Origin of the sequence: Arthrobacter sp. SLBN-53, from assembly GCF_006715585.1 — a bacterium.
GTDB classification, from domain to species: domain Bacteria; phylum Actinomycetota; class Actinomycetes; order Mycobacteriales; family Mycobacteriaceae; genus Mycobacterium; species Mycobacterium neoaurum_A.
In genome coordinates, this window is sequence record NZ_VFNN01000001.1 from 3,902,525 (window position 1) to 3,924,117 (window position 21,593).

At 66.2% G+C, this 21,593-nt stretch carries 23 protein-coding genes; 15 read left to right on the forward strand and 8 right to left on the reverse strand.

Going from position 1 to position 21,593, the window contains the following annotated elements:
* The first annotated feature begins 31 nt into the window (after positions 1 to 31).
* From FBY28_RS18775 to FBY28_RS18795, 5 genes are read left to right on the forward strand one after another with little or no spacing between them, the layout of a single operon-like run.
* Positions 32 to 1,078: a zinc-dependent alcohol dehydrogenase family protein gene (locus tag FBY28_RS18775; RefSeq protein ID WP_141868869.1), complete on the forward strand. Its 1,047-nt coding sequence runs from the start codon at positions 32 to 34 to the stop codon at positions 1,076 to 1,078.
* A complete protein-coding gene (gene ppsA, locus FBY28_RS18780) occupies positions 1,075 to 3,399 on the forward strand; it encodes a phosphoenolpyruvate synthase (protein ID WP_141868870.1) in 2,325 nt (774 codons plus the stop codon). Before FBY28_RS18775 ends, ppsA begins: the two co-directional genes overlap by 4 nt.
* On the forward strand, positions 3,392 to 4,279 hold the full coding sequence (locus FBY28_RS18785; protein ID WP_141868871.1) for a universal stress protein: 888 nt from the start codon (positions 3,392 to 3,394) through the stop codon (positions 4,277 to 4,279). Before ppsA ends, FBY28_RS18785 begins: the two co-directional genes overlap by 8 nt.
* A complete protein-coding gene (gene mgtA / locus FBY28_RS18790) occupies positions 4,269 to 6,977 on the forward strand; it encodes a magnesium-translocating P-type ATPase (RefSeq protein ID WP_141868872.1) in 2,709 nt (902 codons plus the stop codon). Before FBY28_RS18785 ends, mgtA begins: the two co-directional genes overlap by 11 nt.
* Positions 6,974 to 7,837, forward strand: coding sequence for a universal stress protein (locus tag FBY28_RS18795; RefSeq protein WP_141868873.1), 864 nt, complete (start codon positions 6,974 to 6,976; stop codon positions 7,835 to 7,837). The genes mgtA and FBY28_RS18795 overlap by 4 nt, the downstream gene beginning before the upstream one ends.
* A gap of 73 nt (positions 7,838 to 7,910) precedes the next feature.
* Here FBY28_RS18795 and FBY28_RS18800 read toward each other — a convergent pair whose 3' ends face one another.
* From FBY28_RS18800 to FBY28_RS18810, 3 genes are all read right to left on the reverse strand, one after another.
* The gene (locus tag FBY28_RS18800; protein ID WP_141868874.1) at positions 7,911 to 8,915 is read right to left on the reverse strand and encodes a zinc-binding alcohol dehydrogenase family protein; all 1,005 of its coding nucleotides are present in this window, start codon (positions 8,913 to 8,915) and stop codon (positions 7,911 to 7,913) included.
* A gap of 164 nt (positions 8,916 to 9,079) precedes the next feature.
* Positions 9,080 to 9,967: a universal stress protein gene (locus FBY28_RS18805; protein WP_141868875.1), complete on the reverse strand. Its 888-nt coding sequence runs from the start codon at positions 9,965 to 9,967 to the stop codon at positions 9,080 to 9,082.
* Positions 9,968 to 9,990: 23 nt separating this feature from the next.
* The gene (locus FBY28_RS18810) at positions 9,991 to 11,418 is read right to left on the reverse strand and encodes a wax ester/triacylglycerol synthase family O-acyltransferase (protein WP_216847813.1); all 1,428 of its coding nucleotides are present in this window, start codon (positions 11,416 to 11,418) and stop codon (positions 9,991 to 9,993) included.
* A 141-nt stretch (positions 11,419 to 11,559) separates the two neighbouring features.
* On the opposite strand from FBY28_RS18810, the gene FBY28_RS18815 reads away from it, so the two are divergent.
* The 9 genes from FBY28_RS18815 to truA all read left to right on the forward strand — a co-directional run bounded on the left by FBY28_RS18815 (position 11,560) and on the right by truA (position 17,025).
* The gene (locus FBY28_RS18815) at positions 11,560 to 12,210 is read left to right on the forward strand and encodes a response regulator transcription factor (protein ID WP_141868877.1); all 651 of its coding nucleotides are present in this window, start codon (positions 11,560 to 11,562) and stop codon (positions 12,208 to 12,210) included.
* A 213-nt stretch (positions 12,211 to 12,423) separates the two neighbouring features.
* On the forward strand, positions 12,424 to 12,645 hold the full coding sequence (gene infA, locus FBY28_RS18820; RefSeq protein WP_003418601.1) for a translation initiation factor IF-1: 222 nt from the start codon (positions 12,424 to 12,426) through the stop codon (positions 12,643 to 12,645).
* Between the two features lie 44 nt (positions 12,646 to 12,689).
* A complete protein-coding gene (gene rpmJ, locus FBY28_RS18825) occupies positions 12,690 to 12,803 on the forward strand; it encodes a 50S ribosomal protein L36 (RefSeq protein ID WP_079925868.1) in 114 nt (37 codons plus the stop codon).
* 143 nt (positions 12,804 to 12,946) lie between these two features.
* Complete coding sequence (gene rpsM, locus FBY28_RS18830; RefSeq protein WP_019512359.1) at positions 12,947 to 13,321, forward strand: 30S ribosomal protein S13; 375 nt, start codon at positions 12,947 to 12,949, stop codon at positions 13,319 to 13,321.
* A gap of 6 nt (positions 13,322 to 13,327) precedes the next feature.
* Complete coding sequence (gene rpsK / locus FBY28_RS18835) at positions 13,328 to 13,744, forward strand: 30S ribosomal protein S11 (protein ID WP_019512358.1); 417 nt, start codon at positions 13,328 to 13,330, stop codon at positions 13,742 to 13,744.
* A 14-nt stretch (positions 13,745 to 13,758) separates the two neighbouring features.
* Positions 13,759 to 14,364 (forward strand): 30S ribosomal protein S4, encoded by a 606-nt coding sequence (rpsD, locus tag FBY28_RS18840; RefSeq protein ID WP_141868878.1) that lies wholly within the window; start codon positions 13,759 to 13,761, stop codon positions 14,362 to 14,364.
* Positions 14,365 to 14,458: 94 nt separating this feature from the next.
* A complete protein-coding gene (locus tag FBY28_RS18845) occupies positions 14,459 to 15,511 on the forward strand; it encodes a DNA-directed RNA polymerase subunit alpha (protein ID WP_019512356.1) in 1,053 nt (350 codons plus the stop codon).
* A gap of 91 nt (positions 15,512 to 15,602) precedes the next feature.
* Entirely contained in the window at positions 15,603 to 16,148 is a 546-nt protein-coding gene (gene rplQ / locus FBY28_RS18850; protein WP_141868879.1) for a 50S ribosomal protein L17, read from the forward strand.
* 7 nt (positions 16,149 to 16,155) lie between these two features.
* Positions 16,156 to 17,025 carry a tRNA pseudouridine(38-40) synthase TruA gene (gene truA / locus FBY28_RS18855; RefSeq protein WP_141868880.1) on the forward strand — a complete coding sequence of 290 codons (870 nt, stop codon included), beginning with the start codon at positions 16,156 to 16,158 and terminating at the stop codon, positions 17,023 to 17,025.
* A 78-nt stretch (positions 17,026 to 17,103) separates the two neighbouring features.
* Here truA and FBY28_RS18860 read toward each other — a convergent pair whose 3' ends face one another.
* The 5 genes from FBY28_RS18860 to FBY28_RS18880 are packed head-to-tail and all read right to left on the reverse strand — an operon-like array spanning position 17,104 to position 20,961.
* A complete protein-coding gene (locus FBY28_RS18860) occupies positions 17,104 to 17,790 on the reverse strand; it encodes a cutinase family protein (protein WP_141868881.1) in 687 nt (228 codons plus the stop codon).
* Between the two features lie 52 nt (positions 17,791 to 17,842).
* Positions 17,843 to 18,553, reverse strand: coding sequence for a cutinase family protein (locus tag FBY28_RS18865; protein WP_141868882.1), 711 nt, complete (start codon positions 18,551 to 18,553; stop codon positions 17,843 to 17,845).
* A gap of 23 nt (positions 18,554 to 18,576) precedes the next feature.
* A complete protein-coding gene (locus FBY28_RS18870; protein ID WP_141868883.1) occupies positions 18,577 to 19,224 on the reverse strand; it encodes a cutinase family protein in 648 nt (215 codons plus the stop codon).
* A gap of 40 nt (positions 19,225 to 19,264) precedes the next feature.
* On the reverse strand, positions 19,265 to 19,936 hold the full coding sequence (locus tag FBY28_RS18875) for a cutinase family protein (protein ID WP_216847814.1): 672 nt from the start codon (positions 19,934 to 19,936) through the stop codon (positions 19,265 to 19,267).
* A gap of 23 nt (positions 19,937 to 19,959) precedes the next feature.
* On the reverse strand, positions 19,960 to 20,961 hold the full coding sequence (locus tag FBY28_RS18880; protein WP_141868884.1) for an EamA family transporter: 1,002 nt from the start codon (positions 20,959 to 20,961) through the stop codon (positions 19,960 to 19,962).
* Between the two features lie 118 nt (positions 20,962 to 21,079).
* Here FBY28_RS18880 and FBY28_RS18885 point away from each other — a divergent pair, with 118 nt between their 5' ends.
* Entirely contained in the window at positions 21,080 to 21,589 is a 510-nt protein-coding gene (locus tag FBY28_RS18885) for a CGNR zinc finger domain-containing protein (RefSeq protein WP_286178243.1), read from the forward strand.
* Positions 21,590 to 21,593 lie beyond the last annotated feature (4 nt).

The following is a 21,593-nucleotide window of genomic DNA, read 5'->3' on the forward strand; positions in this document are numbered from 1 at the left end:
GCAGCGGATCACCGACAGAAAGGGATATGCCGTGAAAGCTCTTGTCTATCAGGGGCCCGGACGCCGGTCATGGCAGGAGGTGCCTGATCCGCGTGTCCAGCATCCGGGTGACGTCATCGTCCGTGTCGATGCCGCCACCATATGCGGTACCGACCTGCACATTTTGAAAGGCGATGTGCCCGAGGTGACTCCGGGGCGAGTTCTGGGACACGAGGCAGTGGGAACTGTGGCCTCGGTAGGTTCGGCCGTCGAGACACTGACGGTTGGCGACCGTGTCCTGGTGTCCTGCATCAGTGCCTGCGGACGGTGTCGCTATTGCCGTGAATCGCGTTACGGACAGTGCCTGGGCGGCGGGGGCTGGATACTCGGACACCTCATCGACGGTGTGCAGGCCGAGTATGTGCGTGTGCCGTTCGCGGACAATTCGACACACAAGGTGCCCGAAGGTGTGAGCGACGACGCGATGGTCATGCTCGCCGATATCCTGCCGACCTCCTACGAGGTGGGTGTGCTCAACGCGGCGGTACGCCCCGGTGATGTGGTGGCGATCGTCGGCGCAGGTCCGATAGGGCTGGCGGCGGTTCTCACCGCCCGGCTGTACAGCCCGCGCACCATCGTGTGTATCGATACTGCAGACACCCGGTTGGCGGCAGCGCGCAAGTTCGGCGCCGATGTGCTGGTCAATCCGGGCTCTGAGTCGGCACACGAGGTGGTCGATCGACTGACCGGCGGCTTGGGAGCCGATTGCGTGATGGAAGCGGTCGGGACCCCGGCCACATTCGAGGAATCCGTCCGGCTGACGCGGGCAGGAGGCCATGTCGCCAACATCGGGGTACACGGTGCCCCCGCGACCCTGCACCTGGAGGACATCTGGATCAAGGATCTCACCATCACCACCGGTTTGGTCGACACGTGCGCGACTCCGACGCTGATCGATCTCGTGGCGGCAGATCGGCTGGACACCGCTGGGATGATCACACATCGCTTCGGCCTCGACGAGATCGAGACCGCCTATGACGTTTTCAGTAGGCCGGCCGAGACCGGGGCGCTCAAGGTGCTGCTGACGGTGCCGCGATGACCGGCGTGGCCACCGTGGTCGTGCGCAGCCTGGCCGATATCCGATTGACCGACGCCGACAGTGTGGGCGGTAAGGGCGCGAATCTCGGTGAACTCATCGCATCGGGTCTTCCCGTGCCGCCTGGTTTCACGCTGTCCTGCCGCGCATACCGCGATTCGATGAGGGCCGCGGGTGTCGATACCGACCTCGCCGATCTTCATCACCAAGCACTCGACCACGTGGCGGACACCGCCCGGCTCGACGAACTGTGCCAGCGGATGCGCCAGTTGGTGCAGGGCGCCGGAATGACCGACGATCTGCGCGGCGCGGCGGTGGCCGCCTATCGCACACTCGGTGTGGACCCGGCGGTGGCGGTGCGATCTTCGGCGGCCGGCGAGGACGGCAGCGACGCGTCGTTCGCGGGTATGAACCGGACCATCACCAACGTCATCGGCGAGGTTGAACTCGTTGGGGCCGTGGTGGCGTGTTGGGCGTCGTTGTTCACGCCGCGAGTGCTCACCTACCGGGCGAGTCGCGGATTCACCCGTGATCCCGCGATGGCCGTCGTGGTGCAACGGATGATCGCGGCCGACCGCGCGGGGGTCGCGTTCACCGCAGATCCCAGCACCGGCGACCGCGGTCACATCGTCATCGAAGCTGCGTTCGGACAGGGCGAGGTCGTGGTGTCGGGCAAGGTCCAGCCCGACACCTATGTCATCGAGAAGTCCTCCGGCAGCGTGGTCGACGTCAACATCGGCATCAAACCGATCAAGATCGTTCGCGGTGAAGACGGCCACGACGAACTGGTCGAATTGCCCCCGACCCAGAGCAATGCCCGGGTCTTGTCCGATGCTGATCTGGCCGCCCTCACCGAGCTGGCAGCCACGGTCGAACGCCACTACGGACAACCGCAGGACATCGAGTGGGCCATCGAAGAAAACACGCCCTGGCTGGTGCAGGCCAGGCCGATCACGACCCTGACGGACTTCGGACCCACCGCATCGCAAGCGGCCCGAGCCGACACCGTGGTGCTGCTGCGCGGGTTGTCCGCGGCGCCGGGCAATGCGACGGGTCGCGTCCGCATCCTGCGCAACCCGCAAGAAGGGCGTCAGTTGCGTGACGGTGAGGTACTGGTGGCGCCGATGACCAACCCCGATTGGCTGCCGACGATCCGTCGTGCCGGCGCGCTGGTGACCGAAAGTGGGGGTATGACCTGTCACGCCGCGATCGTGGCGCGGGAAATGTCGGTTCCGTGTGTCGTCGGTGCTCGCTCGGCCACCAGCGTTCTGCAGCCGGGCTCGCTGGTCGAGGTCGACGGTACCCACGGTCAGGTCCTCGCCGCCGGGCAACCGGCGCCGTCGCGGGTGACACTCGCGACAGTCCCCGCGGCGAGACCGCCGGCTCCGGTCACTGCGACGCGTATCTATGTGAACATGGCGCTGCCGCAGCATGCCGAGGCCATCGCTGCCACCGACGTCGACGGCGTGGGATTGCTGCGAGCCGAACTGATGCTCACCGATGCCCTGGGCGGACGCCACCCCCGCGCCCTCATCGACGGCGGTGAACAGCGGATGGTCATCGCCACGATGACCGATGCCATCGGCCGGATTGCGGCAGCGTTCGCCCCACGTCCGGTGATATACCGGGCCACCGATTTTCGGAGCAATGAATTCAGACACCTTGTCGGCGGGCAGGACGTCGAGCCGGTCGAACAGAACCCCATGATCGGTTATCGAGGTTGTTACCGATACATCAAGGATCCGGGGCTGTTCACCGTCGAACTGGCTGCCCTGGCGGAGGTGCGCGACCGATATCCCAACGTGCATCTCATGGTGCCGTTCGTGCGCACCCGGTGGGAGCTCGAACGGTGCCTCGAGCTGGTCGACGCCAGCCGGTTGGGTACCCAGCGCGGTCTGCAACGCTGGATCATGGCCGAGGTGCCCTCGGTCGTGTACTGGCTTCCCGAGTACATCGCGATGGGTGTCGACGCGGTCTCGATCGGCAGTAACGACCTCACCCAGTTGATGCTTGGCGTGGACCGCGATTCGGAGATCTGCGCGGAGGTGTTCGACGAATCCGATCCCGCCGTGCTGGATGCGATCGACAGCATCATCACCACGGCCCACCGCCTCGGCGTGCCATCCTCGCTGTGCGGCCAAGCGCCCTCGGTCAATCCGGCTTTCGCCGAAAGGCTTGTACGCAGCGGCATCTCCTCGATATCGGTGAGCCCTGACGCGGTGGCGGCCACCCGCCGCGTGGTGGCCGCCGCGGAACAACGCCTGCTACTGGAGTCCGTCAATCCACCGAAGCTCATTGCGAGAGGATCATCGCGAAATGTCTGACCGCACAGCGCCGATCGTGGTCGGTGTCGATGGCACCAGCGCCGCGCTACATGCCGTCCGCTGGGCGGGAGCACTTGCCGAAAAGTTGGCGGCACCGCTGCAGATCGTGCACGCCGGTCCGCATATCGGGCATCAGTTCAGCGACGCGGTGGGCGCTTTGGTGGCGACCGGTGCACATGCCGCGCGGGAAGCGTCCCCGCAGATCCTCGCGGCTGCCGAGGAGGCGGTCCGACAAGTTCATCCGCATGTCGACATCACCACCACTTCGCTCGACGAACCCGTCGAAGATGCGCTGAAGAAGCTCAGCAGACACGCGCGAATCATCGTCGTGGGCTGCGATGAGCTGACTCCCGGCGCGGCGTTGTTGGTCGGATCGCTCACGCTCAACCTGTGCGGCCATACCCGATGCCCGGTGGTGGCGTGGCGCGGAGAATCGTTGATACCGAACACCAAACCCATCGTCGTCGGCGTCGACGGATCCAGCGATACCGTGCTGGATCTGGCCTTCGAACTCGCGGCCGTGCTGCACGCTCCCGTGCAGGCCGTACACGCATGGTCGATGCGGGTATCGGCCGGTGATTCGGCACTCCCGTTCCTGATCGACTGGGCGGCGATCGAGTTGGAACAGGTCAAGACGCTGAATCGGACTGTCGAGCCCTACTGCCGCTCGCACCCCGATGTTGCCGTCGATGTTCTCGTCGACGCCGCCAGTCCGCGACGTGCCCTGCTCAGGCAACTGTCTGACGCGCAGATGGTGATCGTCGGAAGCCGGGGGCGGGGAGCACTTGCCGCAACCGTGCTCGGGTCGACGAGCCTGAACCTGCTGCATCATTCACCCGTGCCCGTCGTGGTATGTCCGGCTGCGTCGGATGCCGACTGACGCGTCAACCGCACTGTTGACATCCCAACAGGCCGGTTCCGCCACCGTTGACGAGGTGTTTGCAGCTGTCCACAGCTCATCGGCCGGCTTGACCACGGAGCAGGCGCTGGACCGCCTGAAATCCCATGGCCCGAACGCCGTCCGCACACACCGGGTCAGTGCTGTCGAGGTGCTCGCCAGCCAGCTACGTAGCGCAGTGTTGATCTTGCTGGCGGTGACCGCGGTACTGTCCTTCTTTCTGGGCGACCCGACGCAGGCCGTCATCATCGGAGTCATCCTGCTGGTCAGTATCGGACTGAGCTTCACCAACGAGTACCGGGCGGCACGTGCCACTGCGCAACTACATTCGCAGGTCAAGCATTTCGTGCTGGTGCGGCGCGATGGACAGTTCGTCCGTCACAACGTCACCGACCTGGTACCCGGTGATGTGATCCGGCTGGCACTGGGCGAGGTGGTACCAGCCGATGTTCGTCTGGTCAGCGTCAACGCGTTGGAATGCGATGAGAGCATCCTGTCCGGTGAGTCGGCACCGGCGCACAAATCGGCGGAGCGCATCGAATCGGCGGAAGGCCTGCCCGACTACACCGACCTGGCCTTCATGGGATCGATCGTCACCGCAGGCAGTGCCGCAGCGGTGGTGTATGCCACCGGCGGCCACACCCAGTTCGGCAGACTTGCCGCCGGTTTGGGCGATCGGCATCCCGAGACGGAGTTCCAGAAGGGTCTGCGGCAGTTCTCCTATCTGTTGTTGCGAGTTGCACTCATCCTCACCGCCTTCATCCTGGTCATCAACGTGATGCTGGGACGGCCGCTCATCGACTCGGCACTGTTCGCCCTGGCGATCGCGGTGGGCATCACCCCACAGTTGCTACCCGCCGTCGTCAGCACGAGCCTCGCGACCGGTTCACGACGACTGGCCACCTTGCGAGTTCTGGTCAAGCGACTGGTGTGTATCGAGGACCTAGGTGACATCGACACGCTGATCACCGATAAGACAGGCACACTGACCAACGGTCGGATCGATTTCGTCGATGCCCTCGATGCCGTTGGGCGACACAGTGACACGGTGATGCGCCGCGGGCTACTGGCCAGTGATGTGGACACCGCGGGCGGGCAGAGTGCCAACGCGCTGGACGGCGCGCTCGCGGAGGCGGCCGCCGGAGTGGTGTCGGTGGACGACGTGGTCAAGCGATCGGTCCGCCCGTTCGACCACGTGCGTTGTGCTTCGTCGGTGGTGGTCGACGACGTCGATGGACAACTGCTCATCGTCAAGGGTGCGCCCGAACAGGTGCTCTCTCGCTGCCGGACGGTGCAGGAGGCCGCCCGGCACCTTCTCGATGAGCTCTTCGCGCAGGGACGCCGTGTGGTGGCTGTCGCGTCGAAACCGGCGCCGGGGCGCAGCGGTATCACGGACGACGACGAAGATGGACTGACCTTGGATGGGTTTCTGTGCTTCGCCGACGAGCCCAAAGCCGCTGCTGCGCGATCATTACGAGATCTGCAGGAGCTGGGGATCGAGGTGAAGGTCGCCACGGGCGACAACCCTCGGGTGGCGGAGAAGGTGTGCGCCGAACTGGGCTTGCCGAGCAAGGGAACGATCACCGGTTCTCAACTCGACGCGCTGGACCGGGCCGATTACGCCAAAGCTGTCAGCGAACACACCGTCTTCGCCAGGATCTCACCGGAGCAGAAGGCCGCGCTCATCATCGAGACTCGCCGGGCCGGCCGGTCCGTCGGATTCCTCGGTGACGGAGTCAACGATGCCTTGGCACTGCACGCCGCAGATGTGGGCATCTCGGTCGATACCGCCACCGATGTCGCCAAGGACGCGGCGGATGTGGTGCTCATGGAGAAGGATCTCGGGGTTCTGGCCGCCGGGGTTGCCGAAGGACGGCGCATCTTCGCCAACACCATCAAATACGTCCTGATGGGAACGTCGAGCAACTTCGGCAACATGTTCAGTGCCGCCGCGGCATCCTCGGTCCTGCCGTTTCTGCCCATGCTGCCCAGCCAGATCCTGCTCAACAATCTGCTCTACGACACGTCGCAACTGGCCATTCCCTCAGATCGGGTCGACGGCGAGTTGTTGCGGGCCCCGTCGCACTGGAACATCGCCTTCGTCAGGCGATTCATGCTGACGTTCGGTCCGGTGAGCTCGCTGTTCGACTTCCTGACCTTCGGACTTCTGATCGGTGTGTTGCACGCCGCTCCAGAGGAATTCCGGACCGGATGGTTCGTCGAGTCCCTGGCGACCCAGACTTTGATCATCTTCGCCATCCGCACTCGTCGCATACCCTTCAGCCGCAGTCGGCCGGGAGCTTTACTCACCGCGGCCACGCTCGCGGTCGTCACCGTCGGTATCTGCCTCACCTATTGGCCGCCGGCCCGCCGAATCGGGCTGATCCCGCTACCTTGGCAGTACTTCGTCGCACTGGGCGGCCTGGCCGCGGTCTACCTCGTCGTCGTGGAGATCACCAAGTCGGTGTTCTACCGGGAATCTGTGGGAGTGGTGCCGCCGATGCGTGAGGGTGGCGCCGACCGACGGATCCACCGGCGCGCCGCACGGTTCAGCCATGCCGGAAGGCTCGGCGACACGCAGTATGCGGACGAGTCGAGGACCAAAGGCCATATCGAGCCGGCGGTCGACGCCCTAGCCTCGAAGGCAACCTCGGATTCGCAACGCGAAGGCAGATCATGACAGTCCCGGTATCGCCACCCGTCGTCGTCGGCATCGATGGTTCGAAGGTCGCTTTCCGCGCCGCATTCTGGGCAGCCGAAGAAGCCACGAGCGCAGACGTGCCACTGCGGTTGGTCACGGTGCTCGCCGGGGGTGCCGAGGACCCTTACAAGACCGTGACAAAGGCGTGCGCCGAGCTTTCCCGGATCAAGGCCGCCCTGCAGGACTACGAGCCTGCGCTGGAGGTCGAATGTGATGTGCTGGCGGGCGATCCGGGCGACGTGCTGGCCGAGGCTTCGCGATCGGCGCGGCTGTTGTGTGTGGGGTGGAAAGGCACACACAATTCGGGCCCCGGCAGAAGGGGGTCCACGGCATCGATGTTGGCGCGCACGGCGAAATCGTCGGTGGCCATCGTGCATCGGCGACACGCGCATCATCCGGTCGGCCCGCACCGCTGGGTGGTGGCGATCTGCGATGACCGGAGCGATTCGACACGTCTGCTGCAGACGGCCGGCGCGGAGGCCAGATCTCGTGCCGCCTCGATCCTTGCGTTGTCGCCGTGGCCTGCTGAATCCGAGCAGACCGCCGACATCCGGGCGGCGCTGGCGGCCACCGCCGATAATGGCACAGCGCAGGACATGGTGCGCTGTGTTCTGCCGCGGCCCGACGATATCGTCGATCTGCTGGCGCTGAGCGCCCAGATCGACCAACTCGTCATAGCCTGGCCCGATGACCCCGGTCTGATCAACCAGCTACTCAGTTCGCGGTCGACGGAACTCCTGCGCGAAACCGACTGCACCCTGTTGATCCTGCGGGATGCCGGGCACGCCCGAACCGCCGGCACCAGCGCTTTGCCCGATGTGTCCGATGGCGGCCGCTAGACCGCAATCACGCTCAGGCGCCTAGTGAATCGTCGTCATGGCGCGCCGTCCCGCCGGGCCGATGCCATCGTTGTCAGAGACTGACCCGGAGGGTGGCAGCGCCGGTGATGGAGCCTGCTGCCAGATCGGCGAGCGCACGGTCGGCATGCGCGAGCGGATAGCCAGGACCCGAGATGTCGAGCCGATGCCGGTTGGCGAATGCCAAGAACTCGATGGCATCGGCACGGGTGTTCGATGTCACCGAACGTAACTGGCGTTCTTGAAACAGGTGGCGTTGGTAATTGAGCGCGGGGATGTCGCTGAGGTGGATGCCGGCGACGGCCAATGTGCCTCCGCGGTCCAGTGCTTGCATTGCCGCCGGCACCAGGTCACCCGCCGGCGCGAACAGAATCGCCGCGTCCAACGCAACGGGAGGCCTATCGGCGGGTCCCTGAGCCGAGGCCGCGCCGAGCTCCAGGGCGAGTGTGCGGGCAGCCTCGCCGCGCGTCATCACATGGACCTCCGCACCTTCGGCGAGGGCAACCTGGGCGGTGATGTGTGCGCTGCCGCCGAAGCCGTAGATTCCCAGTCGACCGCCGGGAGACAGATCTGCGCGGCGCAGCGATCGGTAGCCGATGATCCCCGCGCACAGCAGCGGGGCGAGTTCCTCATCGCTGTACCCGTCGGGCAGTGCGTAGACGTAAGCCGCTGGCGCGGTGAGAAATTCCGCGTAGCCGCCGTCGGCGTCCCAACCCGTGTAACGACTCTCCGGGCAGAGGTTCTCGCGTCCGGCCGCGCAGAAGCGGCACCGCCCACAGGTGTGCCGAAGCCACGCGACACCGACGCTTGTGCCCGTCGGGAACCCGGTGACATCGGCCCCGCACGAAACGATTTCGCCGATCACCTCGTGTCCGGGCGTGACGTGTGGCCGGTGCACGGGAAGGTCGCCTTCGGCGACGTGCAGATCGGTGCGGCACACGCCGCAGGTACGAACGGCAATGAGAACTTCGTCGCTGGCCGGTTCCGGTATCGGCGCATCGACGAATTGCATCGGACCGGTGGCCACCGGTCCTGGTCTGCGCACTCGCCAGGCTTTCATTGTCGGTTCTGTCACTGCGAGACTCGCATCTGAGATTGCCGAGGGGGAACCGTCGAGCGACTTCGCGCCGAATTCACCCACTCACTCTGCGCCGCATACCGGCACTCGGATAGGGCCATAGGTCATTGGTTCGGTGCGACGTCCTGCGTACTCGAATCGGACCGTCAATGTGGACGTGCGACAAGCACCGGCACCGTGGCGGCGTGCACGACGGCGTTGCTGACCGAGCCGAGCAGGGTGCCCGCGACAGCTCCGTGACCATGACTGCCCACCACGATCAATTGGCAGGAGGCTGAGCGTTCGACCAACCGAACGGCGGGCTGGTCGGCAACCACCACGCGTTCCACCGGCACGGCGGGAAACCGGCGCTCCCACGTCGTCAGCATCTGGCGGATCTCCCGGTTCACTTCGGGACGAAGTGTCTCCCAATCGAATCCGGGCATCTCGAAGGCACCTGGCGACCACCAGGCATGCATTGCGACCAGACCGACCTCCCTCCGGGACGCCTCGTCGAAGGCCAGCGCGATGGCTGACTGAGAAGCGGGGGAGCCATCGAAACCGAGCAGCACCGGCGCATCGGCGGCGGGCACCGAGCCCTCGTCGTGCACCACGACCACCGGGCAGTGTGCGCGGTGCAGTAACCCCGAGCTGACGCTGCCGAGCACCCAGCGCGACAACGCCCCCTTCCCGCGTGAGCCGACGACGACCAGTCCGGCCGTTCGCGATGCTTCCGCCAACGCCGCGGTCGGGGTGGCCACGATGAAGTCCGTCTGCACCGTGACCGTGCCGTCGGTGATCTCCGCGACGCGGCCGGCGGCATCGGCGAGCAGCTCTTGCGCCAGCGTCGCGCACCAATCGAGATAGCCGGAGGGCATCGGCGCGACCGGCCACGCGGCGATCGGCAGCGTGTTCGCGTGCAGCAGCGACAGCGGCACCCCGCGGAGCTTGGCCTCGCGGGCGGCCCACTCCAGTGCGGGACGGCAATGCTGCGAATCGTCTATTCCGACAACGATCTTCTCGACGATCTTCTCGACTGCTACCGGTTCGGTCATCTCATTCCTTTCGGCCGCTCACATCATCGGGCTATCGGATCGCCTGGGGGCGATTCGATCAAGACGAGTGCCGGTCGACCGGGATGCGGTTGCCGCGCGGCCGCGGCCAGGTGCGCCACCGCCCGTGCGATGCCTGCCGTCAGATCGTCGACATCGGGGAAACTGTCGAAGTCGCCGATGATTCCGAACACCAGATCGTCACCGTAGCTGAGGATTGCCACCGCGGCGCGCAGGCGTAACGCGACCGGGGGAATGGGCACCATACCGATGACCTCCCGGCCCAGCACATGCAGATGTTCACGTGGCCCGGGGACATTCGTCGCCAGGGTGACGACGCCGCGCTGCGGCAGCGCGGTCAGGATGCGAATCGCCCGTGATGTGATGGCAAACGGCACCAGCGACAGGGCGGCCGCCGCGTAGCTGCCGGCTTGTCGCTGCCCGCTGGACTTGGCCTTCTCCAGGCGCCGATGGACGGTGTGTAGTTGCTGTAGCTGGTCTGATTGGTCCACCGGCAGATACGGCAACATCACCGAGACCCGGTTACCGACCGCATCGGTCCTGTTGCCGGACCGCACCGAAACGGGCACCAGTGTTCGCAAGGATCTTGGGTGCGGCACTTCGCCGCGACGCTTGAGGGCTGCCCGGAAGCTGTCGGTGACGGCGGACAGCGCTACGTCGTTGAGGGTGACATCGAACTGTCGGCACACCGCGCCGATATCGGCCAACGGCACACTGACGGCGCTGAAGCGACGCATCGTGGTCACCGGTCCGTTGAGGGTGTTCGGCGGGCCTGCGCGCAGCAGGCTGTCGACGATCTGAATCGTGCCGCCGATGGTCACCGTCGCCGCGCCGGATGCCGCCGACGCGGCGTCCCAGATGGTGCGTGCCCACCGAAACGGGTTCATGGTCATCGGCGCACCGGCGGAAGCGGTGTCCTCGACGGTCCGCGCTGCGCGGAGGGCGCCGACGTAGGTCCGGCCGTCCCCGTCGTCGCAGAGGCCGCTCAACATGTGCATGATCGCGATGCCGTCGGCGATGCAATGGTGCACCTTCATCAACAGCGCCCACCGACCTTCGGTGAGACCTTCGATGACCCAGCACTGCCACAGCGGACGATCCCGATCCAGTCTGGGCTCCATTGCTTCTGCGGTAAACGTGAACAGTGCGGCGTCGTCACCTGGGCTCGGTAACGCCGCGCGGCGGAGGTGATGCGCCAGGTCCAGGGCTGGGTCGTCGGCCCACTCCGGCGCCACCAGATCCAAGGCGTGTCTGCGCACCACTTGTCGCAGCCGGGGCATGGATCGGATTCGGTTGCCGAGGGTCTCGACCACCTCGGCTTGGTCGGGGACCGGTCCCGCCAGGATTGCCAGGGCACCCACGGCCATGCTGATGTGCGGGTCGGCATCCTCGGCGTCGAGAAATCCCGCATCGAAGGCGTTGAGGCGTTCCACGGGCATCACTATCGGCGTTGGCGGCGTCCGGCGGCAGAGTCCGAGGCCCTTTTCGTTGAGGACCTGTGACCTCTACCCGTCGCGCGCGCGTAATCCGACAATGGGATCACGCAATGGGATCACGTCGGACAGGGGCGCCTCATGGTGAACGTTTTTCTGGTCGACGACCATGAGTTGGTGCGCCGAGGTTTGATCGACCTCCTCAGCGATGATCCCGAGTTGGACGTGGTCGGCGAGGCGGGTTCGGTATCGGAGGCGATGGCGCGCATACCCGCGCTGCGACCCGATGTCGCGGTGCTGGACATCCGGCTGCCCGATGGCAACGGAATCGAGCTGTGCCGTGACCTGCTGTCCCGGCTACCGGGTTTACGCTGCCTGATGTTGACCTCTTTCACCACCGAGGCCGCGATGCTGGATGCCATCCTGGCCGGTGCCAGCGGCTACGTGGTGAAAGACATCCGCGGGATGGAGCTGGCCAAGGCGATCAAAGATGTGGGTGCGGGGCGATCCCTCTTGGACAATCGCGCTGCGGCGGCGCTCATGGCGCGGCTGCGAAACGATGCCGAGCACGCGGATCCGCTGTCGGGTCTGAGCGGGCAGGAACGGGAGCTGCTGGACCTGCTCGGCGACGGGCTGACCAACAAGCAGATCGCCGATCGCATGTTCCTGGCGGAGAAGACGGTGAAGAACTATGTCTCCCGACTGCTCACCAAGTTGGGGATGGAGCGCAGGACCCAGGCGGCGGCGTTCGTCGCCAAGCTGGAGCAGGCACGTCGGCCTGCCGACCTCTGACGGGGAGCCCCCGGAGTCGCACTCTGCGCGTGATTTTGGTACAGGCTGAACAGCGGGTATCGTGGACCAATGGTGCGGCCTGCGCACCGACTCTTTGCGTGCCTCGTCTGAGAACCATAACGATTTCGGGTCCGGCTCACGTCACGTAGTCGGTGAATCGGTCGTGCCGGGGCGTAGAGATACGAAATCGAAGACAAGGATCGCTAAGACAGTATGGCCAAGAAAGACGGTGCCATCGAGGTCGAGGGCCGCGTGGTCGAGCCTCTGCCCAATGCGATGTTCCGCATTGAGCTGGAGAACGGACACAAGGTTCTGGCCCACATCAGCGGCAAGATGCGGCAGCACTACATCCGCATCCTGCCCGAGGACCGCGTCGTGGTGGAGCTCTCTCCCTACGACCTGTCCCGGGGCCGCATTGTGTACCGGTACAAGTAACTGCCCACCATCCAGACCATCCGAGAGAACAGGATCGCGAAGCCGTGAAGGTGAACCCGAGCGTCAAGCCGATCTGCGACAAGTGCAGGGTGATCCGCCGGCATCGGCGAGTCATGGTGATCTGCTCCGACCCGCGCCACAAGCAGCGGCAGGGCTAGAGACCAGCACCACCCACAACTGAATGCAGACATCCCAGTACCACTGAGCAGATTGGCTGCTCACCACGTCCGGCACGGAGGCCGGACCCCGAACGGGGAACGGACTGGGAACAGACCTCCGCAACGAAAAGGAACACTGCCTGATGGCACGTCTCATGGGCGTTGATCTCCCGCGCGACAAGCGCATGGAGATCGCGCTGACCTATATCTACGGCGTTGGCCGTACCCGCTCCCAGGAGATCCTGGACGCCACCGGCATCAGCCGGGACCTGCGCACCAAGGACCTGACCGATGATCAGGTCTCGCAGCTGCGCGATTACATCGAAGGCAACCTCAAGGTCGAGGGTGACCTCCGTCGCGAGGTGCAGGCCGATATCCGTCGCAAGATCGAGATCGGCTGCTACCAGGGCCTGCGCCACCGTCGTGGCCTGCCCGTGCGCGGACAGCGCACCAAGACCAACGCGCGCACCCGCAAGGGCCCGAAGCGCACCATCGCCGGCAAGAAGAAGGCCAGGTAACCCCGGATGGCACAGGCTAAGAAGGGCGGCACCGCCGCCAAGAAGGGTCAGAAGACCCGCCGCAGGGAAAAGAAGAACGTCCCGCACGGCGCTGCTCACATCAAGAGCACCTTCAACAACACCATCGTCTCGATCACCGATCCCCAGGGCAACGTCATCGCCTGGGCCTCGTCGGGTCACGTCGGCTTCAAGGGTTCGCGCAAGTCGACCCCGTTCGCCGCGCAGCTGGCCGCCGAGAACGCTGCCCGCAAGGCGCAGGAGCACGGTGTCAAGAAGGTCGATGTCTTCGTGAAGGGCCCGGGTTCGGGCCGCGAGACCGCGATCCGCTCGCTTCAGGCCGCAGGCCTCGAGGTCGGCGCGATCTCCGATGTCACTCCGCAGCCGCACAACGGCTGCCGTCCGCCCAAGCGGCGCCGGGTCTAGGGAGGATCTAGAAAATGGCTCGTTATACCGGACCCGCGACCCGCAAGTCGCGTCGCCTCGGCGTCGATCTCGTCGGCGGCGATCAGTCGTTCGAAAAGCGCCCTTACCCGCCCGGCCAGCACGGTCGCGCGCGGATCAAGGAGAGCGAATACCGCACCCAGCTGCAGGAGAAGCAGAAGGCTCGCTTCACCTACGGCGTCATGGAGAAGCAGTTCCGCAAGTACTACGAAGAGGCCAACCGGCAGACCGGCAAGACCGGTGAGAACCTGCTCCAGATCCTGGAGAGCCGGCTGGACAACGTCGTGTACCGGGCCGGCCTGGCCCGCACCCGCCGGATGGCGCGTCAGCTCGTCAGCCACGGCCACTTCCTGGTCAACGGTGTGAAGGTGAACATCCCGAGCTACCGGGTGTCGCAGTACGACATCATCGACGTCAAGGACAAGTCGATCAACACGCTGCCGTTCGAGGCCGCACGTCAGGCCGCGGGCGAGCGCCCGATCCCGTCCTGGCTGCAGGTCGTGGGCGAGCGTCAGCGCATCCTGGTGCACCAGCTCCCCGAGCGGGCGCAGATCCAGGTGCCGCTCACCGAACAGCTCATCGTCGAGTTCTACTCGAAGTAATCAGGTAAACGTCCCAGGCCGCCGCCAACATCGAGGTGGCCTGGGACGCCCAGACGGCATCAAATAGCGGGTGCCGAGAAGGAGATGGAAAACAATGCTGATCTCACAGCGTCCCACCCTGTCCGAAGAGTCGTTGGCCGAGAACCGGTCCCGGTTCACCATCGAACCGCTGGAGCCCGGCTTCGGCTACACCCTCGGCAACTCGTTGCGGCGCACGCTGCTGTCGTCCATTCCCGGCGCAGCGGTCACCAGCATCCGCATCGACGGTGTGCTGCACGAGTTCACCACCGTTCCCGGTGTGAAGGAAGACGTCACCGACATCATCCTGAACCTCAAGGGCCTGGTCGTGTCCTCGGAAGAGGACGAGCCGGTCACCATGTACCTGCGCAAGCAGGGTCCGGGTGCGGTCACCGCCGGTGACATCGTGCCGCCCGCCGGTGTGACGGTGCACAACCCCGATCTGCACATCGCGGCGCTGAACGACAAGGGCAAGCTCGAGGTCGAGCTCGTCGTCGAGCGGGGCCGCGGCTACGTGCCTGCCGTGATGAACAAGGCCTCCGGTGCCGAGATCGGCCGCATCCCGGTCGACTCGATCTACTCGCCGGTGCTCAAGGTGACCTACAAGGTGGAGGCCACCCGCGTCGAGCAGCGCACCGACTTCGACAAGCTCATCCTCGATGTCGAGACCAAGAACTCGATCAGCCCGCGCGACGCCCTGGCGTCCGCCGGTAAGACCCTGGTCGAGCTGTTCGGTCTGGCCCGCGAGCTCAACGAAGCGGCCGAGGGCATCGAGATCGGCCCGTCGCCTGCCGAGGCCGATCACATCGCCAGCTTCGCGCTGCCGATCGACGACCTGGACCTGACCGTTCGCTCGTACAACTGCCTCAAGCGCGAGGGTGTGCACACCGTCGGTGAGCTCGTCTCGCGCACCGAGTCGGATCTGCTCGACATCCGTAACTTCGGGCAGAAGTCCATCGACGAGGTGAAGATCAAGCTGCATCAGCTCGGCCTGTCGCTCAAGGACTCGCCCGCCACCTTCGATCCGTCCGAGGTGGCCGGCTACGACGTGGCCACCGGCACCTGGACCGGCGATACCGGCTATGACCTGGACACCGACCAGGACTTCGCCGAGACCGAGCAGCTCTAAACCCCAAGGGCACATTCCCGCCCAATTCTCGAAAGAGAACCGTCCCGGCCCTACCTGATACGGGGGCCGGCCCCACAAGGAGATAGTCGCAATGCCCAAACCCACCAAGGGTCCCCGTCTCGGCGGGTCGTCCTCGCACCAGAAGGCGCTGCTGGCCAACCTGGCCACCGCGCTGTTCGAGCACGGCCGGATCAAGACCACCGAGCCGAAGGCCCGGGCGCTGCGTCCGTACGCCGAGAAGCTGATCACCCATGCCAAGAAGGGTGAGCTGCACAACCGGCGCGAGGTCATGAAGAAGATCCGCGACAAGGATGTGGTGCACACCCTGTTCGCCGAGATCGGTCCGTTCTTCGCTGACCGCAACGGTGGCTACACCCGCATCATCAAGATCGAGAACCGTAAGGGCGACAACGCCCCCATGGCGGTCATCGAGCTGGTGCGGGAGAAGACGGTGACCTCTGAGGCCAACCGTGCCCGCCGGGCCGACGCCTCGCAGAAGGCCGCCGCCGCCGAGGCTCCTGCCGAAGAGGTCGCCGAGGCCCCGGCCGAGGAAGCCGTGACCGAGGAGACCACCGAGGCTGCTGCCGAGGAGGCCACCGAGGCTCCCGCCGAGGACGCGAAGTCTGACGACAAGTAGTCACGCTGTGAACGAACCCGTCACCTCCACAGGTGGCGGGTTCGTTCGTCTGCGGCTCGATATCGCTTACGACGGCACCGATTTCGCGGGGTGGGCCGCCCAGGCAGGACAGCGGACCGTCGCCGGTGTCCTGGAGGAGGCGCTGTCCACGGTGTTCCGCACTCCGGTGGTACTGCGGGCCGCGGGCCGCACCGATGCCGGCGTGCATGCCACCGGTCAGGTGGCCCATGTGGACATCCCCGATGATGCGCTGGCACAGGCATTTCCGCGCAGTCCGCGCCCGGTCGGCGAACCGGAGTTCCTCCCGTTGACGCGGCGGCTCAGCCGTTTCGTGCCCGAGGAGGTCCGGGTGTTGCGCATCGAGCGGGCGCCGCAGGGATTCGACGCGCGGTTCTCGGCACTGCGCAGGCACTACGCGTATCGGTTGGGCACAGCGCCGTACGGGGTGCTGCCCCAACAGGCCCGGTTCGTCACACCGTGGCCGCGACCGCTGGATGTCGAGGCCATGGTGGCCGCGTCGCGACACCTGTTGGGGCTGCATGATTTCGCCGCCTTCTGTCGGTACCGCGAGGGCGCCACCACGATTCGGGATCTGCAGCGGCTGCACTGGGAGCGCACCGGCGAGATCGTCACCGCGCACGTCAGCGCCGACGCGTTCTGCTGGTCGATGGTGCGCTCGCTGGTCGGCGCGCTGCTGGCCGTCGGGGAGGGCAGGCGCGACCCGGATTGGTGTGCGGGACTGTTGGATTCGACGAAGCGCTCCAGCGACTTCCCCGTCGCCCCCGCCCGCGGACTGACCCTGGTCGGTGTCGACTACCCGCCCAATGACGAACTCGCCGCGCGGATCGAGATCACCCGGGATCTGCGCACGCTGTAGTTCGGGTTCGCCGAGACTGCGGGTTGTGGCGACAGATCGGCTGGACTGCACCAGAAAGCGTCGTCTCGGCGTAGAAAGTCAGATCCGTGGTGCGACGAAGTCGGCTGCCTGGGTGACCATTCCCGCCTTGATATAGGCCGGAGCCAGATGGTCGGCCCAGTAGTCCTGCCAGTTCTCCGGATCGGTCGGGTTGCATATCGGATCGTCACCGTGGCACAGCTCGATGGTGCGTTCCTTGTAGATCGGATTGAAGTTCGAGATGGGACCCACCCAGGCGATACCGTTGCCGAACAGCGCGACGGCGGCCACCTTTTGATCGAGGCCCGGCGGCAGCGGATTCTTGAAACCGAAGAAACCGAACGGCACGGCCAGCACCACATCGGTGACCGCGGCACCGAGTGAGTAGCCGCCGAGCACCAGTCGGGTGTCCGGGCAGGACGAGGCCATGTACTGGACCCGTGCGCTCATATCGTTCGCGCCGATGTCGATCTGGGTGTCGGCGGGGTACTTCACCGCATACAGGGCCACGTTCTTGCCTGTCTTGGAGCGCAACGACGCTACGAGCGCGTTGCCGATCTGACCCGCGCCTGGGGACTCCATGCGCCCGCGGGCGAAGATCAGTTCGGCATCCGGGCAATTGGCCGCCGAGGCGACGGGCAGCATCGGTGCGGTCAGCGTGGGGATGGCCACCGTGGCCAGCGCCAGCAACGCGGCAACGGTGAGCACGGTGAAGCGGCGGACCGGACCCCTCGGCGGCAAGATCACCGTGCCGATTGTAGCGGCGGTTTTTGACGCCGGTGTAGCCGAAGCAGGCCGATCAGCGCACGCGGGCGGCGGCGAAGTCTGCGGCCTGATCGATCAGGCCCGAACCGATGTAGGCGTCCTGCCAGTGGTTCGGCCAGACATTCTGCAGATCCTCGAAGCCCGTGGGCAGTGAGTCGCCGCAGACCGGATCGGTCGGGACACACACGTTGATGGTCCGGTCACGGTAGGGCGGACCTATCTCGTTTCCCACCATCCGGCGGGTGATGTTTGCGACCAGCACGACAGCCGCCACATGGCCGGACATCTCCGGCGGCAGCGGCCGGTCGAAACCCAACCCGGATTGCGTCGCCGACAGTGCCAGTGCAGCCGAGGCCGCGCCGAGTGAGTATCCACCGACGATCAACCTGGTGTTCGGGCATGCCCCGGCCATGTACTGGATCCGGTCGCTGATGTCATTGGCGCCCACCGGCACCTCGAAATCGGCGGGATAGTTCACGGCGTAGACGCCGACGGGTTGGGGTAGCCGTGCGTTCAGGGCGCCGACGAGCGCGTCACCGATGCGGCCGATGCCGGGTGCCTCACCGCGCCCGCGCGCGAAGATCAGCTCGACGGGAGCGCAGGGCTCGGCCGATGCGGTGGGCAACCGGTCGGCCGGGGACACCGCGACCGAGGCGACGAACCCTCCTGCGGCGGCCGCTGCGGCGGTCAGGACCGCCAGGAATCTGCGCGCGCGGTGCTTTGCTGGAAGCGTTCGGCTGGACACCAGACGAGTGTACGGTGCCCGCGTCAGAGCAGTCCCGCGACGAAGCCGGCCGCCTGATCGGCGGGGCCACCGTCGTAGGCGCGGTGGGCGGCCACGTCATCGCCGCTGGTGCAGATCGGGTCGCCGGGATTGCACAGGTCGATCGAGCGAGGCCCCCAGACCGGGCTGACCGTCAGTGGCAGGCCGACCTTCGCCGAGGGGTTGCCGAACACGGCCAGCGCCGCGACGTGCTCGGGGGTGTTCGGCGGCAGCGGGGCGGTGAATCCGATGGCTGGCACCGGCACCGCGGCGATGACGTCGATGACGGCCGCGCCCTGGGAGTAGCCGCCGAGTACGAGCCGGGTGCCGGGGCAGTTGTTGATCATCCACTGGATGTGACCACTGGCGTCGTTGGCGCCCGTGGCGGCGGCCAGGAAGTCGTAGTCGGCCGGATAGTTCACCGCGTAGGTGCCCACCGAACGGCCACCGACCTTGCCGCGCAGCGAGTTCACGAACGCGGCGCCGATCCGGCCGAGGCCGGGGTCCTCGTTGGTGCCGCGGGCGAAGACGACCTCGATATCGGGACAGGATTCCGCGCCGGCGGGTGCCGCCGGTGTCAGGAGCAGCGAACCGACGGCCGCGGTGGCGGCTACGAGCAGTGCCGAGCAGCGGCGAACAAGATCAATGCGCACGCCACATCGTAACGCGACGGTGCGCCGAGCAAGCCTGGACTCACACGCGGCCGGCGATGAAACCGGCTGCCTGCGGAATGAATCCGGAGGACTCGTATCGGGTGTGCGCAAACGGGTTGCGGCCGCCCGAGCAGATCGGGTCGCCGTCGGCGCACAGGTCGATACCGCGGCCACTGAACGGCGGACCCGCGGCACTGACGGGATAACCGAACTTGGCGCCCGCGTTGCCGAACGCGGCGACGGCGGCCACATTGCCCGCCAGGTTGGAGGCCAATGGGGGAGCAGAACCGATATCGCCGATGCGGTCGCCGACCGGCGGAAGGCCCACCAGCATGTTGACGATGGCGGCGCCCTGAGAGTAGCCGCCGAGCACGACGCGGGTGTTCGGGCAGGCGTCGGCAAGGTAGGCCACTCGCGCGCTGGCATCGAATGCGCCGTCGGCGGCGCGCAGGAAATCGTAGGTCGCCGGGTAGTTGACGCCGTAGGTGCTCAGCGTGCGGCCACCGAGTTGCGGGCGTAGAGCGTTCTCCAGAGCAAACCCGACCCGACCGATGCCCGGCGGCTCGCTGGTACCCCTGGCGAAGATCAGTTCGACATCCGAACATGCCGGTTCGGCCGAGGCGACCGGCGCCGGAGCCGCCAGCACGGCAAAGGAACAGGCCAACGCCGAGCCCATCGCAGCCCACCGGGCCGCCATCTTGCGCAACTTCACGAGCCCATCTTCACATCTGAGGGTCAGGTATGAGCAATCGGTCGTTCGGCGGGCGGTGGCACATCCGGCCAATTGGCCTGCGCCACCCGGTCGGACCGGTCACCGTGGCGGGCCAGGGCCAGGCCCATCAATACCACCGCACCTCCGATGGCTTGGGTCACCGAGACCGATTCGCCGAGTACGACCCAGGCGATGAGCACCGCGAACAGGACCTCGGAAAGCCCGACCAGTGATGCGAACCGGGGCTGCAATCGGGCGATGCCCATGATGCCCAGGGTGTACGCGATGGCCGTCGGGATGAGCGCGAGCGCGATCACCGGGACATACCAGGGCATGGTGAGGCCGGCGACGATGGTGTCCGCGGCGGTGAAGCGCAGCGGCATCACGCCGCTCGCACCGAGTCCGGCCACCGCGATGGCGCCGATGACGAGCCCGGCGGCGGCCAGGGTCACCGGGCTCAGGCCGGTGCCGTCGGAGCTGGCCTTCTCCGACATCATGAAATAGCAGGCGGCGCAGATCGCCGCGGCCAGGCCCCAGGCCACCCCGGTCGAGTTGATGTGCGCACCGGCGACGACGTCGAGCACCAGCACGATGCCGGCGACCGCCAGTGCCGCTCCGGCCAGTGTGAGCGCTGCGGGCCGTCGCCGTGTGGTGGCCCACAACCAGCCGACCACCAGGATCGGGGCGGTGTACTCCAGCAGCAGGGCCACACCGACCGAAAGGTGGGATACGGCGTTGTAGTAGCAGAGCTGCGCGCCCGCGATGGGGATCAGGCCGTAGGCGATGACCGTGGCGCGGTGCTGCAGGGCCTCGCGGACCCAGCCGGGCCGGTAATAGGACGCGAACGCGGCCATCGCCAGTGCGCCGCCGGCCAACCGGGCCGTCACGGCCGCGGTCGGAGTCCAACCGGCCTCCATCAGTGCCTTGGCGAGCGGGCCGGACATGCCGAAGGTGAAGGCCGAGGTGATCGCGAAGATCAGACCGACCCGAAACCTGGTCGTCGCGCGCGCGTCGATCATCGCCATGGAACACTCCGGATTGTAATGAGTAAAATGGAAGTTGCTCATGACACTAACGGCGACGGGAGTCACGCGTCAAATGATTTTTACTCATGACACGGAACTCACACTCCGGGCTGCCTGCGTGCTGATCAACAGTGACCGCGTCGACGGTGACGAGCTCGCCGATCTGGCCGGTTTGGAGAGCTATCTGGGCGAGTTCGGCTGGACCGGCCGCCGTGATCGCGACGACGAAGAGCTCGCCGCCGTGCACCGACTGCGCGAGCGGCTCGGCCGGCTCTGGGAGGGTGCCGACGACGAAGAGCGCACGGTGAATCAGGTCAACGCCCTGCTGGCCGACACCCACGCCTCACCCTGGCTGACCCGGCACGCCGAGATGCCGGAATGGCATCTACACCTGGCCTCCGTCCGGGATCCGCTGGCCAAGCGGATGGGTGCGGAGATGGCGATGGCGCTGGCCGACCTGATCCGCGGTGGTGAGCTGCGCCGGCTCAAGGTGTGCGCGGCGCCGGACTGCACGGCGGCACTGTTCGACATCTCTCGCAACCGGTCGAAGATCTTCTGCGACACCGGAAACTGCGGTAACCGTCAGCATGTTGCCGCTTATCGGGAACGGCGAGGCCGGGACGGGTAGCGTC

What these genes read in the sequence shown, in the direction of transcription:
- ppsA (WP_141868870.1), top strand. Translation starts at nt 1,075, where the DNA reads ATGACCGGCGTGGCCACCGTGGTCGTGCGCAGCCTGGCCGATATCCGA.
- FBY28_RS18785 (WP_141868871.1), top strand. Translation starts at nt 3,392, where the DNA reads ATGTCTGACCGCACAGCGCCGATCGTGGTCGGTGTCGATGGCACCAGC.
- mgtA (WP_141868872.1), top strand. Translation starts at nt 4,269, where the DNA reads ATGCCGACTGACGCGTCAACCGCACTGTTGACATCCCAACAGGCCGGT.
- FBY28_RS18795 (WP_141868873.1), top strand. Translation starts at nt 6,974, where the DNA reads ATGACAGTCCCGGTATCGCCACCCGTCGTCGTCGGCATCGATGGTTCG.
- FBY28_RS18800 (WP_141868874.1), bottom strand. Translation starts at nt 8,915, where the DNA reads ATGAAAGCCTGGCGAGTGCGCAGACCAGGACCGGTGGCCACCGGTCCG.
- FBY28_RS18805 (WP_141868875.1), bottom strand. Translation starts at nt 9,967, where the DNA reads ATGACCGAACCGGTAGCAGTCGAGAAGATCGTCGAGAAGATCGTTGTC.
- FBY28_RS18815 (WP_141868877.1), top strand. Translation starts at nt 11,560, where the DNA reads ATGGTGAACGTTTTTCTGGTCGACGACCATGAGTTGGTGCGCCGAGGT.
- infA (WP_003418601.1), top strand. Translation starts at nt 12,424, where the DNA reads ATGGCCAAGAAAGACGGTGCCATCGAGGTCGAGGGCCGCGTGGTCGAG.
- rpsM (WP_019512359.1), top strand. Translation starts at nt 12,947, where the DNA reads ATGGCACGTCTCATGGGCGTTGATCTCCCGCGCGACAAGCGCATGGAG.
- rpsK (WP_019512358.1), top strand. Translation starts at nt 13,328, where the DNA reads ATGGCACAGGCTAAGAAGGGCGGCACCGCCGCCAAGAAGGGTCAGAAG.
- rpsD (WP_141868878.1), top strand. Translation starts at nt 13,759, where the DNA reads ATGGCTCGTTATACCGGACCCGCGACCCGCAAGTCGCGTCGCCTCGGC.
- FBY28_RS18845 (WP_019512356.1), top strand. Translation starts at nt 14,459, where the DNA reads ATGCTGATCTCACAGCGTCCCACCCTGTCCGAAGAGTCGTTGGCCGAG.
- rplQ (WP_141868879.1), top strand. Translation starts at nt 15,603, where the DNA reads ATGCCCAAACCCACCAAGGGTCCCCGTCTCGGCGGGTCGTCCTCGCAC.
- FBY28_RS18880 (WP_141868884.1), bottom strand. Translation starts at nt 20,961, where the DNA reads ATGGCGATGATCGACGCGCGCGCGACGACCAGGTTTCGGGTCGGTCTG.